General features: G+C 35.5%; 19 protein-coding genes and 2 tRNA genes. 16 read left to right on the forward strand and 5 right to left on the reverse strand.

The window, feature by feature from the left end; genetic code table 11:
• The first annotated feature begins 19 nt into the window (after positions 1–19).
• From KI338_RS00835 to KI338_RS17875, 4 genes are all read left to right on the forward strand, one after another.
• On the forward strand, positions 20–583 hold the full coding sequence (locus KI338_RS00835; protein WP_212919089.1) for a hypothetical protein: 564 nt from the start codon (positions 20–22) through the stop codon (positions 581–583).
• 101 nt (positions 584–684) lie between these two features.
• Entirely contained in the window at positions 685–1098 is a 414-nt protein-coding gene (locus KI338_RS00840; RefSeq protein WP_212919090.1) for a CotD family spore coat protein, read from the forward strand.
• Positions 1099–1243: 145 nt separating this feature from the next.
• Entirely contained in the window at positions 1244–1798 is a 555-nt protein-coding gene (locus KI338_RS00845; RefSeq protein ID WP_212919091.1) for an SLOG family protein, read from the forward strand.
• 44 nt (positions 1799–1842) lie between these two features.
• The gene (locus KI338_RS17875; protein WP_212919092.1) at positions 1843–2736 is read left to right on the forward strand and encodes a GNAT family N-acetyltransferase; all 894 of its coding nucleotides are present in this window, start codon (positions 1843–1845) and stop codon (positions 2734–2736) included.
• Positions 2737–2803: 67 nt separating this feature from the next.
• Here KI338_RS17875 and KI338_RS00855 read toward each other — a convergent pair whose 3' ends face one another.
• The gene (locus KI338_RS00855; RefSeq protein WP_212919093.1) at positions 2804–3673 is read right to left on the reverse strand and encodes a glycoside hydrolase domain-containing protein; all 870 of its coding nucleotides are present in this window, start codon (positions 3671–3673) and stop codon (positions 2804–2806) included.
• A gap of 172 nt (positions 3674–3845) precedes the next feature.
• On the opposite strand from KI338_RS00855, the gene KI338_RS00860 reads away from it, so the two are divergent.
• The 3 genes from KI338_RS00860 to KI338_RS00870 are packed head-to-tail and all read left to right on the forward strand — an operon-like array spanning position 3846 to position 5817.
• Positions 3846–4556, forward strand: a complete 711-nt coding sequence (locus KI338_RS00860; protein ID WP_212919094.1) for a class I SAM-dependent methyltransferase — start codon at positions 3846–3848, stop codon at positions 4554–4556.
• Between the two features lie 11 nt (positions 4557–4567).
• Positions 4568–4987: an NUDIX domain-containing protein gene (locus tag KI338_RS00865; RefSeq protein ID WP_306345287.1), complete on the forward strand. Its 420-nt coding sequence runs from the start codon at positions 4568–4570 to the stop codon at positions 4985–4987.
• Entirely contained in the window at positions 4909–5817 is a 909-nt protein-coding gene (locus tag KI338_RS00870; protein ID WP_306345288.1) for a nucleoside phosphorylase, read from the forward strand. Before KI338_RS00865 ends, KI338_RS00870 begins: the two co-directional genes overlap by 79 nt.
• A 177-nt stretch (positions 5818–5994) precedes the next feature.
• On the opposite strand, the gene KI338_RS00875 is transcribed toward KI338_RS00870, so the two are convergent.
• Positions 5995–6192, reverse strand: a complete 198-nt coding sequence (locus KI338_RS00875) for a DUF4177 domain-containing protein (RefSeq protein WP_212919095.1) — start codon at positions 6190–6192, stop codon at positions 5995–5997.
• A 98-nt stretch (positions 6193–6290) separates the two neighbouring features.
• Between KI338_RS00875 and KI338_RS00880 the strand changes: the two genes are divergently transcribed.
• From KI338_RS00880 to KI338_RS00900, 5 genes are all read left to right on the forward strand, one after another.
• The gene (locus KI338_RS00880; protein WP_212919096.1) at positions 6291–6617 is read left to right on the forward strand and encodes an HIT domain-containing protein; all 327 of its coding nucleotides are present in this window, start codon (positions 6291–6293) and stop codon (positions 6615–6617) included.
• Positions 6618–6646: 29 nt separating this feature from the next.
• Positions 6647–7132 (forward strand): HIT family protein, encoded by a 486-nt coding sequence (locus KI338_RS00885; RefSeq protein WP_212919097.1) that lies wholly within the window; start codon positions 6647–6649, stop codon positions 7130–7132.
• Between the two features lie 24 nt (positions 7133–7156).
• A complete protein-coding gene (locus tag KI338_RS00890; RefSeq protein ID WP_212919098.1) occupies positions 7157–8056 on the forward strand; it encodes a hypothetical protein in 900 nt (299 codons plus the stop codon).
• Positions 8056–8658: a zinc dependent phospholipase C family protein gene (locus KI338_RS00895; RefSeq protein ID WP_212919099.1), complete on the forward strand. Its 603-nt coding sequence runs from the start codon at positions 8056–8058 to the stop codon at positions 8656–8658. Before KI338_RS00890 ends, KI338_RS00895 begins: the two co-directional genes overlap by 1 nt.
• Before the next feature lie 582 nt (positions 8659–9240).
• Entirely contained in the window at positions 9241–9789 is a 549-nt protein-coding gene (locus KI338_RS00900) for a hypothetical protein (RefSeq protein ID WP_212919100.1), read from the forward strand.
• 58 nt (positions 9790–9847) lie between these two features.
• Here KI338_RS00900 and KI338_RS00905 read toward each other — a convergent pair whose 3' ends face one another.
• Positions 9848–11347, reverse strand: coding sequence for a DHA2 family efflux MFS transporter permease subunit (locus KI338_RS00905; protein ID WP_212919101.1), 1500 nt, complete (start codon positions 11345–11347; stop codon positions 9848–9850).
• Between the two features lie 607 nt (positions 11348–11954).
• Here KI338_RS00905 and KI338_RS00910 point away from each other — a divergent pair.
• Positions 11955–12027 (forward strand) — tRNA-Thr (locus KI338_RS00910).
• A gap of 269 nt (positions 12028–12296) precedes the next feature.
• On the opposite strand, the gene KI338_RS00915 is transcribed toward KI338_RS00910, so the two are convergent.
• Both KI338_RS00915 and KI338_RS00920 read right to left on the reverse strand, forming a co-directional pair.
• Positions 12297–12833 carry a DUF4352 domain-containing protein gene (locus KI338_RS00915; RefSeq protein WP_212919102.1) on the reverse strand — a complete coding sequence of 179 codons (537 nt, stop codon included), beginning with the start codon at positions 12831–12833 and terminating at the stop codon, positions 12297–12299.
• A gap of 76 nt (positions 12834–12909) precedes the next feature.
• Positions 12910–13275, reverse strand: coding sequence for a helix-turn-helix domain-containing protein (locus KI338_RS00920; RefSeq protein ID WP_212919103.1), 366 nt, complete (start codon positions 13273–13275; stop codon positions 12910–12912).
• 820 nt (positions 13276–14095) lie between these two features.
• On the opposite strand from KI338_RS00920, the gene KI338_RS00925 reads away from it, so the two are divergent.
• The 3 genes from KI338_RS00925 to KI338_RS00935 all read left to right on the forward strand — a co-directional run bounded on the left by KI338_RS00925 (position 14096) and on the right by KI338_RS00935 (position 15569).
• Positions 14096–14188, forward strand: a tRNA-Ser gene (locus tag KI338_RS00925).
• A gap of 380 nt (positions 14189–14568) precedes the next feature.
• On the forward strand, positions 14569–15084 hold the full coding sequence (locus tag KI338_RS00930) for a GNAT family N-acetyltransferase (RefSeq protein WP_212919104.1): 516 nt from the start codon (positions 14569–14571) through the stop codon (positions 15082–15084).
• An 11-nt stretch (positions 15085–15095) separates the two neighbouring features.
• A complete protein-coding gene (locus KI338_RS00935) occupies positions 15096–15569 on the forward strand; it encodes a GNAT family N-acetyltransferase (RefSeq protein WP_212919105.1) in 474 nt (157 codons plus the stop codon).
• The last annotated feature ends 8 nt before the right edge of the window (positions 15570–15577 follow it).

Raw genomic sequence — 15577 nt, forward strand, 5'->3', positions numbered from 1 at the left:
GTTAAAGAGGGGAACATTGATGAAAATGATTCGTTTATATACTATTTTAATCCTTGTTACGGTAATAGTATTGTCTATTCCAGTTACTAGTTCAGCATGCTCATGTGCGGAAAAGCAATCTGTTGAAGGTGAGTTCATGCAGTCTATGGCTGTTTTTCGAGGAGTGGTTATCGGAACAAAAGATACTAGCAATTCTAAAAGGGTTCTATTTGATGTATTGGAGAATTGGAAAGGTGCTAATCAATCACAAATCATTATTCAGACAGGACTCGGAGGTGGGGATTGCGGAATTGACTTTCAAGTAGGTGAGGAATATTTAGTCTATGCAAGTGAACAGTTATTATCTGATTCTGACAATTATTTGTCGACTGGTATTTGTGATAGGACCATAGCTGTACAATCCGTTGAAAATGATTTTGATATTTTAGGCCAAGGTATGTCTCCAACCAAAGATGTGGAATTGGAGAAAGAATTTAATAGGGTTTTTCCTGAGTGGATGGTAACAGGATTTTGGACATTTGTTAGCTGTTTGGGAATTTTTGGTGTTTGGGCAATCTGGAGCATCAGAAGAAAAGCGAAATAAAAATCTCAGCGAATTTCCTTAAAATAGGTTAGTGTCTGATACAAGTATCCGTCACTTGTCATAGGTTAATAGTGAACTTATCACAAGAAAGGGGAAACCATATGAGACATCGTTGTGGTCCACATTGTGGATGTAAGAAAACCATTGTTCACCCAACTATATGTAATGTCGTACAAAATTGCACCGAAGAATTTGTTGAGCATATCCATCCTTCCCATACAACTGTAATGAATCATCATCATATTCATAACCAACATGTATTCCCACACTCCACATCTGTTGTGAATACAGTTGATAGTTCTAATTCATTCGGAGGAGCGTTTGAAGTTCCATCTAGTCCAGGAGTAATGGGACCAGGAGTAGGACCAGGAATGATGGGTCCTGGAATAGGTCCAGGAATGGGTGTAGCACCTGGAACTGCAGGAATGATGGGTCCGGGGATGGGCCCTGGGGGAATGATGGGTCCAGGCATGGGATTCGGCCCTACAGGTGTAAATCCAATGCTAGGAGGATAACTTCCTTGAAAAAGAGTCGACTATGGAGTCGGCTCTTTTTCATTGCTGTTTCCATCATAAAAAATGATATTTGGGGATAAAGTTTTATAAAAGTATGGGATAATGTATGTATTAGTTATTCTTGAAAAAGGATGTGCAATTCCCAATGAAGGTACTATCTGTTACTGGGTATAAGCCAAGGGAAATAAATATTTTTAAAGAAAATGATCCTAAGATTGCTATTATAAAGGCAGCGATTAAAAAACGATTAATCGGATTCATTGAGGAGGGATTGGAATGGATTCTTCTTTCTGGGCAAATGGGAGTGGAGCTATGGACAGCTGAGGTAGCATTGGAATTAAAGGAGCAGTATGATATTCAAATTGCTCTCATCCCACCTTTTGAAAATCAGGATGAGCGTTGGCCGGAGGATTTAAAATTTAAATACGAGGAACTGACGATGGTAGTGGATTTTTACCAGCCCTTGTACAAAGGTGAATATAAGGGACCATTTCAATTTCGCGCCAAAAATAAATGGTTGGTGGAAAAGAGCGATGGTTGCCTAATTTTAATCGATGAAGAATATCCAGGTAGTAATCGGTTTTTTTATGAAGAAGCAAAAAAGGCGAATAAGGATTACCCGATATTTTTGATAACCCCAATGGACTTAGATGATATGGTGGAAGAGCTGCGGATGGGCGATCCGGATTATTGGAATTAGAAAGAATCATTTATATCGGAATAAAAATAAGGGAGCTGAGGTATATGAAGAAATTTCCTGTTCTTTATACCGCTAGATTGAGATTAATAGAAATTCATCAAGAATTTGCAAACGATATTTACGATATTCTCTCTAACGATGAAGTCACCAAATATTACGGTCGTAATAGCTTGAAATCGTTAGAGGAAGCAGAAGCAATAATTGATCACTTTCAATTCATTTTTGAAGAGGGTCGTGGGATGCGATGGGGCATTGCTTTGAAAGAGGATGATCAATTGATTGGAACTATTGGTATACATAATTATGTTCCTGGTATGAAAAGGGCTGAAATAGGATTTGAACTTCATCCAGAATATTGGAGAAAAGGAATTTTAACAGAAGCGCTTACTAGGGTTTTAGAATATTGCTTCATAGAGTTAGATATTTATCGTATCGGGGCAATTACTTATCCGGCGAACGATGCGTCCAATGGACTATTAAAAAAGGCGGGGTTTAAAGAAGAAGGAATTCTCCAAGGCTATCTTTATCAACATAATCAACATAATGATGCATACGTACTCTCTTTATTAAAGCCAGAGTGGAGGAAGAAAAAGTATGAGCAGGATGCTCCTATTTCGTATACAGACCATTTAACAGAGATTGTTAAACGTTCAGAAGCAGCCGGTGATTTTGATAACCTCCCTGGAAAAGGAAAACCACTTGATCTCGGACCTAGCTTTCTAAACCCATCAGAGGCACAGCTGTATAGAACCTTAAAGGATAATCATGTTCTTCCAAAATGGGTTGAACTTGCCAATGAGATTGATAGATTGAAGGAAGGGTTGATGGGGTTAGAAGGTAGAGATAGACGATTACTAATTAAAGAGATTAATAAAAAAATCAAAGCATATAACTACGCCTGCCCGCCCACCTTGCAAAAAAACAAGGTGAGTGATTAAGGAACTAGTCTTAGACTAAGTCTGGTTCACATGAAAAAGAAAAAGAGTGGGCACAAGCCCACTCCGACTACCATAGAACTTCGAGTATATTTCCGATAAATAGGTTTGTGTCAATATTGCAGGTTTTTCCTTCGATTCCGTATTGCCAGCCGTAGAGTTTGGAATTTTCTGGTCCTTGTGGATCATATTTTGGAGCGTCTTCCTTTGTGGTGATTTCTGCTTGAGGATAGGCTGTCCATACAATAGTATTCTCTTGTCTTTCCTTATCCATGGAATTGTAAGCTTTTAATAGATCACTATCTTTATCAAAAACTCCGTATACTGCCGGTTGATAGCTTGAGTCTGCTAGTGTTGTATACCAGCCTTGTATGAATTCTGCATCAACTGGATAATTTGGTTCAATATCTAAAAAAATAGCCACACCTTTTGGTACACCAAGCTTATTTGCCATAGCGATAGCATTTTTCGCATGTTCCACTCCGTTATCATGACCAGTTGCGTCTTCTACATGGTTATAAATGATAAGGATTTTAATATTAGATTCATGCAAAAGTTTTACTTCATTACTGTCTAAGCCAGCGGAAACACCTTCTTTGTCTCCAAGATAGCGTCCCCATATAGTTGGTTTTCCATAGTTGTCAATAACACAACCGAGGAAATCATTGTCGGTATACGTTGCAGAATCAACACCCCATTGAATATCATCACTTTTATCATCTTGTTTGTTATCCTTATCTAAATTTTCTTTATCACTGTTTTTAGCAGCATCTTCCTTATTCTTGCTTTCACTTCCTTCTACATTATTTTCTTTTTCCGCTATTTCGGAGTTTTGAGCTTTATGAGTTGTTTCCTGTGGCGTATAAAAAAAGTGAAGCAGAATGGGGATGGTAATAATAATCACCAAGCTTATCAGGGTAAAAAGTTCGTACTTTCTCATAGTTAAACCTCCCTTCTTCCCCTATAGCAGTGTATTTCTGGAAGGGAGGATAGGTGTGGGCAATCTTCGAAAACAGCTCTAACTTATTGGAACTTTACTGCAGGAAATGGGATATAATTGTCGAAATAAATAGATAGAGGAAGAAAATAATACATAGAAGAGGAAATGCATAATGAATCGAATTGACCATATACGTAAAGAGGAAAAAGCTTATCACGATTTTTGTTATGACAACTATACTTTATTTGAAGATGGATCTTGGTTGCATAAACCAGTCAGTACAGTTGTTGAATTATTGCCATTGTTTGCTAGCTATAAGATGGTGAATGTTCTTGATTTAGGTAGTGGGGTAGGACGTAATAGTATTCCAATCGCGGAATGGATTCGAGAGGCGGATGTATTAGGCAAGGTTGTTTGTGTTGATTTGTTAGATTCGGCAACGGAAAAGTTAAGAGCTTATGCTAAACAATTTCATGTTTCGACGCTTATTGAACCAATCAAATCCACGATTGAAAGTTATTACATTAAGAAAAGTGCGTTTGATTTCATTGTAGCTGTTTCAAGCCTAGAGCATGTAGAAACTGAACTCGCACTGCATACGGTATTAAAAGACATGGCAGCTGGAACTAAGTCTGGAGGGATTAATTGTATTATTATTAACTCTGACCTTGAAGAAATTGATGTGGAAACTAGTGAAAAACTAGATGTAAGAGTGGAAGTGAATCTTTCCACTGAGCAAATGAATCATATTTTAGAAAATAACTATAAAGGATGGACCGTATTAAAAAGTCTTGTGAAGCAATTAGAGTATAAGATTACTCGAGGTGAACGTGAGATATTGCTGAGAACGAAAGCCATCACCTATGTCGTAAAGAATAATTAGGAGCGGGTAGTATGGAGTCCATTTATGTAGATTGGGGCAATTCAACAGTTAAACTAACTTGGCTACGAGATTTTCAAGCTCCGCGAGAGTTAGTGACTAGTGCACATGGTTTTTGCTTTCATGAGGGAAAGGTAATGCTAGTTGATTTAGACAATCGGGGGTGGGATTTTCCAGGTGGACATGTAATGCCAGGTGAGACCCCGGAGGATGCCTTTAAACGTGAAGTGATGGAAGAGGGATATGTCGAGGGAGACTGTTTCTATTTAGGTGCTATTGAGGTAAACCATCGAGAGAACCCTAACTGGGATGGCTTGAGTCCATATCCAGTAGCCGGTTATCAAGTGTTCTACGTATGGATATACATGTTATTTATACATTTAAGGCAAGGTATGAATCTAGTAGAAGGGCGTTCATTAAACCATGTGATGTAAAAAGCTACTATAAGAATTGGCATGAAAACTACAAACATATGCTAGACTATGCGCAATTAAAGGAGAATGACAGACAAATGAAACTATATGGGGACTTTACGAAAGAGGACTGGAAGAAATCATTAAACATAGAGGAAAAATATATTCCTGAAACGTTTATTTTACATGGAGAATGGGAGCATCATGAAAATCTATTACTATGGAAAAATATCTTAGCTAATGATCAATGGCTACCTGAATGGAATACAGTAATAGGGGATCATCATGAGAGAAAAGTAGGTTTTTCTAATGTGTTTGGTGGACCATCTGCGGCTATTACTGCCCATCTCTTTGGAACATTAGGGACGGAGAAGTTCATTCAAACGGGCTATTTCGGCGGATTATCTCATGATGTAAACTATGGAGATATTTTAATCGTCACAGGTGCATATATGGAAGATGGTGTATCCCAGTGGTATTCTCCAGGGGATACAATGGTATATGCAGATCATGATCTAATAGAAGCCGCTATAGGTTTCTGTGAGAGGAAGGGGTACCAATATGTGACAGGTTCTGTTTTCTCAACGAGTGCCATGTACATGGAAACAGCAGAAATTGTAAAAGACTGGTCCGAGGACGGCCATTTTGGCGTCGATATGGAAACAGCAACTACCTTTGCCATCGCTAAATACTTTAAGAGAAGAGCAATTGGACTATTAAATTTATCTGACAATATCATAAACGGGGATACCTTCTATTCGACAACAGAGGAAATTAGTCAAATAATGGATGAGACAGATAGACGAATAAGGGAGTTGGCTTTATATTTATCCACATTAGACCTTTCATAGGAATTTTAATGGAAGAAGCATTTGTTTCCAGTAATAAGGAACACTAGAAGCCTATTATTCTACCATATATACTAAGGACAAGTAGGAGTCAAAATTATAGACTCCTATTAAACCTTATTTATTCCTAGTTAAAGCTAGTTTTGATAAATGAGCCTACCCTACTATATTTACTATCCGCTATTCAACTTTTCTTTTAAAAACTAATTGGTTACATGCAATAGAAATACTATCGTTATAATCTCCTACGTTTGGAATGATGGTAACCAATTCCCACCCATCTCTTCCGTATTCATTTAATTCTTGTTCAAACTCTTCGCGGTCTGCAGTGTTGATTGATAGAGTCCAAGTCTCAACTAGGTATTCCCATTTGATCAATAATATCCCTCCAAAAGATGTTTTTTGCTTTAAATTCCATTTTATCGTATCCTAAATATTATAATATTTTAAAATCATTTTAATAGGGGGACATTATATTGACTAACGACTTTTATTGTGACGAAGTACTTAGCGGAAATACTTTAGTAGAAAAAGTGCACGAAACTGAAAATGTTTTAGCTTATTATCACACTCGACCTGCATATGATGTTCATATTGTCGCTATTCCCAAAAAGCATATTCCTTCTTTAACGAATATTGAATTAGAGGATCAGGCTATTTTATTCGAATTAATAGAGGTAATCCAAAAGGTAGCAGCAGAAGTTGAGAAGAAATATGGTGCATGTCGGGTAATTACAAATTTAGGAGAGTATCAAGAATCGAAACATTTGCATTGGCATATTGTTTCTGGAAAGAGAAAATAATTCGTAATAACGAAGAAAGGGACTAACAAATGGTAAGAATCATAAAATTGTCTAATGGTGAAACCGTAGAAGTAGAATGTCTAAGCTGTGAAATTGTAAGTGGTGCAGTCCAACCTGATGGGGGAGTAGTGGTGGAAACTGAATTTTTTCACGCTCATCAGGATGTCGCATACCCAATTAAAGGGTTAGTCATATTAGCATCCAAGCGTCATTTTACCACTATGGATGAAATGTCCGAGGAAGAACAGCTTGATTATATTCATTTACTAACTAGGATTAGGAGAGCACAGCGTGAAATTTTAGGAATCGAGAATGTCTATTACTTCTATAATGAAGATACTACCCATCATTTTCACACTTGGATGGTACCAAGATATAAATGGATGTATGAATTCGGCCGTTCCGTAGAATCAGTGAGACCCGTTCTTCTTCATGCAAGAAATCATATGAACAATAAAGAAAATGTTCACGAGGTTAAACAAGCGATCCAAGCTCTACAGAAAGCATTAAATTAAGGCTGGATCAGCTAAGGAGAGATAATGGAAATCATTATAAAAAAATACAATAATTCATATAAAGAGGAACTAAGAGAACTTATAATTCAAGCCAATGGGGAATTAAGTCTTCTAAATTTAGTAGAAGGCAATCGTAGTACTAGTAAAGGTTCATTTATTGCTCTACGAAAAGAGAAGATGATTGGGTTAATTACTTCATGGAAAAGTATTTTTCATCCATACTGTACTTACTTTCGGTGTATTGCCCTACCTGAATATTTAGATTGTCTTGATAGGTTACTTGCCGAAATGGAAGGTAGCCTTAGTAAGGGAGATTATCCTTTACAAATATCCTTAGATGAGAATTCCATTTTGGGCAACTATTTTAGCAGGCTTAATTTAAAAATCATCAGAAAAACCTATTTGCCATCATTGGATTTATCAGTGTCATCGCAAGGAATGCTTCCCGTAGCTCTTCAACGAATAAAATCATTAAGAGAACTAGAAACAAGGCCAGACATTATCACTCAGCTAACAAAACTAGTAAAACGTAACTATGAAGAAACCCATTTTGTAAATCCCGTAGCTGATTTAACGTTAGATAAATGGAAGGAAATGATTTGGGCTGAGGATATATTGCTGGATGGAAGCTATGTTTATCTCAATGAAAAGGGAGATGGAATATTAGCATATTCATTTCTACATAAATCAGACCAGCAAGGGACTGTTGAATTAGGATGGTCTGGGGCAAGTGATTTATCAGAGATAGACATACTCTCTATACTTTTGGAAAAACAAATCTATTATTCTCAATTACATGGCTACCGTTTCCTTGAAGGAGAATTTGATACTACAAGTCCTTATGCCATGCACATGCTGAAATCTAAACCATTCCCAAGAGAGCCTGTTTTAATAACGTTTCAAAAAGAGAAGGAGAATGACTAATGGGGTCACGAATTATGCACTTAATCGTAGCTACTCAAATCGCTAGACAATCTACCATAATGGATAAGCATGCATTTCTAATCGGTGGAATTGCACCTGATGCCGTCTACCCAAAAACAAGGTCACATTTTTATAAGGGTAATGAGGATGATTACACAACCTCGATCGATTTTAACGCTTTTCTAGAAAAATATCCCCAACAAAGTGACTATATACTGGGGTATTATACCCACCTTATTGCAGATTATATTTGGGTAAAAGGTTTTTACCAAGGTTGGTTGAAAAATCGAATGGATCAAGATAAAACCCTTTTGGAGAGATATCACCATGATTTTAAGGTTTTGAATGGTAAATTACTGCATTATTATCAGATTGATACAACTATTTTAAAGGACTTTCAGCTAACATCCATTCATGACCTAGAGGAGGTTAAGGTAGCGGATGTAGAGAAATTTATTCCTTATCTTATTGAAGATATCCATTATCCTCAAGAAGATCTGGAAGCAGCATTAAATGTATTTACCTTCCAACAGATTATTGGTTACGTGGAAACATCGATTGAAGTCGGTATGATGAGGTTGAAAGAAATAGGGATTGGATAGTTCGAGAAAGAAAGGCAACCCCATTTAAATCATTTATGAAGGCATTATCCAAACAAGCTTGGCTGAAAAAAATAGATTATTTTTATTTCCTCTCCAGATTTAATGGCTATTCCAGAAGTAAATATTGGTATAATTGAAATGACACTCCAGAGGATTTGATACGAAGTTGAAGATTATGGACGGTTTACTAAAAAGATTTTGCCAATTAGCTAGATGACATTAATGAGAAATGATACTTTCGGACTATTAATATAAATATTTTCCAATTATTTGAAACCTTTTCACGTCCATATTCGTCTTATATAGAAGAGAACTATTATTTTATTATCCCACAAGAAACTATATTGATTTCCAACTTTATTAGAAAGGTTTTTTGCTAAAGGTTGGACGAATGTCAAATTTTCACTATGTTAATGGAATATATTATACCTTCCAACTAATGGATAAGATCCCACTCTATGGATTTACATTGTAGTATTAATCATGAATGGGATTTGTTATTCCTATTACAATAGTGATCTATTTAATTCTTCAATACGAGAAGGGTGGGGGGAACGGTACCCTGATATCAGGGAGGCGAAAATGAAGAGGTTACTTATAATAATGCTGTTTGGTATCATATGCTTAGTTGGATGTTCATCCAATACCTTGCAAGAGGCAATAAGTGATAGTGTGTATGGTAAATTTGATAAACCGGAAATTTTGTACCAGAATGATGATATTGGAATTGTATTATTTTTGACCAAGAATGAAAAAGGAGAATTTATTATTTGTCAAAGCTCCTATGAAAAAAATGGATTAGATCGTTATAATTTGGTCACAAGTGGTGATCAGATGATTCCGATAGAGCTTGGCAAGAAGTCGGAATTTATCACGCTAAATTCAATCGAGGAAAAATCTGGTGATTCATTTAATGTTATATGGGGTGGGATATTTCATCACTCAGGTGCTAAACATGTAGCGTATAAAATACATAGTACTGATGAAGGGGAAAAGGTATTTCAAAATAATGTAGAAATTAATAAAAAGCATGTTTTCGTCGATGTGATAGAGGAGCCCATTTCAGATTCTTATACGATAACATTTAATATTCTAGATAAAGAAGGCAATATATTGTTTACTTATAATTAATAAGACCCTTTTGAAGCTCACAATCCAAGGTGGATTCATTCAAAAGGGTCTTTCTGCTTTATTTACTTTTGGTATTATTTTCTGCTTCAGGCTGGTTAACAGGAACTCTTTTAATGAAAAAGGCTAATATTAATGCTGCAATTATAATCAATGAAGATACGAAAAAGGAGAAGTTTATCCCATTCAACATTGCGTGATTGACAAGTTGTGATTGCACGTCAATTGCAGAGCTTCCTGTATCAATCATACTTTCGTCAATCGGTCCCTTCGTTAACTCTTCCAATTTTGCCTCTGTTCTTTTATTCATGACTGTAACTAATAATGCTGATCCAATTGCACCTGATACCTGTGATAATGTATTATTCATTGCAGTTCCATGCGGATATGCTTGTGGTGGCAATTGATTCAAACCATTTGTCATGACAGGCATATTGACCATGGACATTCCAAATGAACGAATCGAGAATAAGATTGCTACGAATGCAAATGAAGTCGTCAAGGATAACTTACTAAATTCGTAGGTTGTAACCAGCAAAATGAGTAATCCGATAATGGATAAGGTTTTTGCACCGTACTTATCAAATAGTCTACCGGAAATAGGAGACATAATTCCCATTACAATCGCACCCGGAAGCATTAGTAAACCTGCTTCTGTTGGTGAAAATCCTCGAATCATTTGAATGTAGATTGGCACTAAAATCATCCCTGAAAATAATGCTAGTGAAATGATAATCGATATTGCGGAGGATAGCGCAAACATCGGATATTTAAAAATCCTAAATTCAAGTAATGGCTCTTCAAGTCGATACTGTCTAATAATTAACGAAATAACACCGATTACTCCTGCGATGATAGTACCATATACTTGCGGATTACTCCATCCTAGGTCTCCGGCAACACTAAATCCATATAGGAGTCCACCAAAACCAATACTAGATAATAGGATGGACAGCACATCTAATTTAATTTTACGCTGCGGTGTAAAATTCTTAAGTTTGAATATTGCATAGACTAGTGAAAGAATAGAGAAAGGTAGTACAATGTTAAATAACATTCTCCAGCTATAATGTTCCACAATAATTCCTGATAAGGTTGGTCCTAATGCCGGTGCTACAATCATAACAAGCCCAAATACTCCCATAGCCTGTCCACGTTTTTCAATAGGGAAAGCAACTAACATTACATTCATAAGTAGTGGCATCATAATAGCTGAACCAGATGCCTGAATCATTCGCGCTGCAATTAATACGCCAAATGTAGGAGATAGGCTTGCAAGTAATGTGCCAAGTGAGAATAAGCCCATTGCTGTTATAAATATCGCGCGGTTTGAGAATCGCTGAATGAAGAATGCACTTGCAGGAATAAGGATTCCATTTATAAGCATATACCCAGTTGCTAACCATTGAGCCTTCGATGGACTAACTGTAAATTCATCAATAATAGAAGGTAATGCTACATTTAAAAATGTTTCATTTAGTATGGCCACAAATGCTCCAATAAATAATATCGCTATTATTCCATAAGGGACTTTATGTTCCTGTGTTTCAACTTTAGTCATAATATTCTTCCTACTTTCTTTTTTCAAACTAAAAGCACTTAAGTATTTTATACATATAGTAAAATCTTTGCAACAGATAAGGTAAGCTATTAATAGAAAAGATTTATGTTTATAAATAATGCTAAAAATAGGTCTTAGAATTTTCCCTATCAGGTGAGCAAAACTACAATATCCTTCATTACTATGTTAAAACATAGGAAAATTAAAATTTATATTGAAGTAGTCATTACAACTATATTGCCACCATTATTGTCTATTTACTTATCAGATTAGAATATGAGGATCAAATAAATCAGAATCAGGTTTATAAAGTTTGCAATAAATTTTATAAATTTATAAAGCTGTAGAAATAGAAGCTGTGGTTCATAACATCTAGTAGCTTTTATAATGAAAATAGGGGATATAGATTACCAATAATTTTTACTTGAAATCATCCAAGGATAGGAGTATTATTTTTTTCGTAAGCTATACGAAGTATCCTAGCTAATATCGTAAACCTGCTACGGAGGTTCATGTATTCTATGAAGCACAGCACTCAACATCCATGGGTTATTTAGAAAATGCAGGGAGCTTTATGTTCGGAGTATATCATGAATTTAATTACTATGCTGGTGTAGCACAGCCGGTAGTGCACTTCACTCGTAATGAAGGGGTCGGAGGTTCGAGTCCTCTCACCAGCATCACTTAAACGTTGAGAAAATGCGGTTCCTACTTAGCAGGGAGCCGCATTTACTTTTATTAAAACCTAAATGCCGACATTTTGACGGCGAATGTCTTGTTTTTAATCATTTTTTATGATATTTTTTGTGATTCTTGCTAATCTAGTTTAAGTGGATTTACTTTCCCTTAATACACTAGATCGCATATTAAAAGTGTACACCTCCATTCTAGAATGTATGTTCTGTTTTCAACTGTAAAAAATGGTGTACTATTATGTACACCACTTATCTTATTTTATGTCAGCTTTGAATATTGCTGGCTCTTCGAAAGATATTAAAGGTTTGAAATAAACTTCAATAGGTCCTTCTTGAATTCCGAAATGGCCCACAGCTTGAATTTTCTTACCTGGTTGTAAACTACCTAATGTGTTATCTAACGGATAAAGTTCCATTTTACTACCTGATCCATCATAAACTTCTAAGTCAGCACCAATAGGAATCTCTTCTTCAGATCCGTTTTCTACTTCATATTCTACTTTTACAACCATAGCTGGTTCAGTACCTGCGAATTCATTGCGTTCATCTGTTTGGGACACATTTTTTAATGTGTATTTAATTCCCCCAACCTCAGCAGTGTCTCCGATTGAGAAGGTTTTTGGTTCACTAGATTCTTCTTCAGCGGATTCACTAGAATCATTTTCACCTTCATCTGTTTTAGTGTTTGTTGCTTTGTTGTTATCTTCACTTGAAGACGGTTTATCTTCACTACAAGCAACTAGAGCGATAGAGAGTAGTATCGCTACTAATAAAAACAAAATTTTCTTCATTATTCTTTGTCCCCTTTAGATTTATTATATATATCATCTATGTTTTACATAGTTGATAACGACTATATGTAATTATTTAATTTTCCTTTTGATTTCTCTTAAACTTTATAAATTGATAAACTTCTTCAAGTTGTTGGACTGTCATATTAGCTAAGTCGTTAAACATTAAATCAGCATATGTGAATTCCTTTGCAATCTTTTCTATCATTGATTCGATAGTTATTACTTCGGTTAGATGTGATTTATCAGATTTTCCTAATAAATAATCTGTTGTCACATTAAATATAATAGATATTTTTTCCAAAGTATCTAAATCAGGCTCTCTTGTACCCGACTCATATTTAGCAACAGTTGAATAAGAGATTCCAAGCATGTCAGCCAATTCAGCCCTACTTAGTTTTTTCTCTTTTCTTATTAGCTGTAATCTATTATTAAATTTCATAAATTCAATCCTCCGTAACCACTATAATACTATTAGTCCAAAATAAAAAGAGATTTGGACAAAACGCCCATACAGGAAGTGATGGGTAGGACGAAATGCCCAGTCTGGTATAGGATGGGTATATGTTCCAAAAATTCTAGCCCATTCTCAGTATGATTATGTTGTTTGAATAGTCGAAAATAAGGTGGTAGCATGTTATAAGATTGAAAACTGATTGCAGGTGGGTTCAAAGAAAATCTAATTGGATGTTAGCAAAATTCTCTCAAATCCGTTATTATTTCATCATATGCTTTATCCCTGAAAGGTTTTTTGCAAGAATACTAGGAAGAGTATATTAAGGTAATTCTCTATTATTAGGCTTTTTAATATGTAAACTACATACATTTAATCAATTTTCAATCTTTTTCCAATCTCTTGTTTCTAATTAATGACATTTCTTCATCAACTTCTCTCCTCTCTATTTTTATCTTTCTCTTAGGTTCTCATTTTCGTAGAGATAATCTACTGTACATTCCAATAGATCTTCAAGACGTAAAAGAGTATGTAAAGAAGAGTAGTTTTTGTTATTCGATAATTTAGGTATTTCAGGAATTCTCCCTAATTCACTGAAGGTGTGAATTAGGACTAGACCCTATTATAGATAAATCTTCCTGTCATTTTGACGTAATAATTCATAGTGGTTTAACATATTTCTTTATGGTTTCAAATTATTGCATAATCTCCCTATTAGATGTACAATAAATCCTGTTATATGGTGCATTGACTTCATTCGTAGTGTCAGGAGGCTCGTCTGCTCTCACCAGCATCATTTCTCTATTATGGAGAAGTACCCAAGAGGTTATAAGGGGATGCACTCGAAATGCGTTAGGGGCTTTTAGAGCTCGCGTGGGTTCGAATCCCACCTTCTCCGCCAGAAAAATACTTAAGCGCTCAGCCGTATCCTAATATGATACGGCTTTTATATTTTTTCTACAGAACTTCCCGTCCAATAAGCGATTTTTTATTTCGTAAAGACTTCGTGTAATATCTTCTTCGTAATTTGAAAAATAGAATAAACTCCTCAAACAATTCGCTATAAGCTTTTTTTCAAAGTCTATCATATACTGGAGAGCCATATGTCGATTTTTCCTTCTGCATAGCGGGACACGGCATACATTTTCATGTCCTTCTTCTTATTATTATATAGGAACGTGTGTTTGTAATCAATACTTTTTTGAAAACATTTAATTTTTTAAAGGGTTTTAGTCGAAAAAACTAGAATACTAGAATAGGAATTTTATAGGGGGAATGGCTATGATAATTCGTTTGTTAAAGCCACACGATGCTAAGGAATATTACGATTTACGTTTAGAGGCATTGCAAGTAAATCCAGAAGCCTTTTCTACGAGCTTTGAGGAAGTAATTACAAGCCCAAATATAGTTGAACATTATGAGAAGAGCTTTCGACAGACAAATACCTATAATTTTGGTGTATTTCAGGAAAATAAGATGATCGGAATGGTAACATTATTTCCCGAAACAAAAGAAAAATTAAAACATAAAGCTAGTATTTTTGCAATGTACGTAAAACCCGCATATCGGGGACAAGGTATTGGAAAATTACTTCTTGAGGCTACACTTAAACAGGCATACGAATTAGGCGGTATATCTAAAATCAATCTGTCTGTAGTATCTAATAATCAAGAAGCAAAGGGACTTTATCAAAGGTATGGCTTTAAGACATTTGGATTAGAAGAGAAGGCACTTATGGTTAATCATGCATTTTATGATGAAGAATATATGTCACTATGGTTATCTAATAAAGAATAGAGGGTAAGAAATTGGAATTGACAACATGTAGAATTAAAGAAAATATTGCAATTGAGATCCTAACTTGGAAATATGAAAAGCCGTATGATTTTTATAATAATGTTCTATCTGGCGAAGCCATTTTGGAGTTGATGAGTAATTCTTATCGAGCAGTTCTTCATAAGCAAGAGGTAATCGGTTTCTTTTGTACAGGAAGAGATGCACAAGTACCTAAGGGGCATGAGGTTAATGCCTATGCTGATTCTTGTGTGGATATTGGAATTGGCATGAAACCGGAATTAACTGGTAAAGGAATAGGAACTATTTTTTTACGGTTTATTTTACAAGAAGTTTTACGAGAAGCAAAAGGCAATATACGATTAACGGTGGCAGAATTTAACCTTCGAGCAATTCGCCTATATGAGAAGTTTAATTTTATAAAGCAGAGCGAGTTTGTTAGGGACGATGGTGTTAAGTTTATTGTTATGGTAAGAGACGAGGAGTAGGATTAGGA

The organism is Ornithinibacillus bavariensis, from assembly GCF_018333235.1.
GTDB classification, from domain to species: domain Bacteria; phylum Bacillota; class Bacilli; order Bacillales; family Amphibacillaceae; genus Ornithinibacillus; species Ornithinibacillus bavariensis.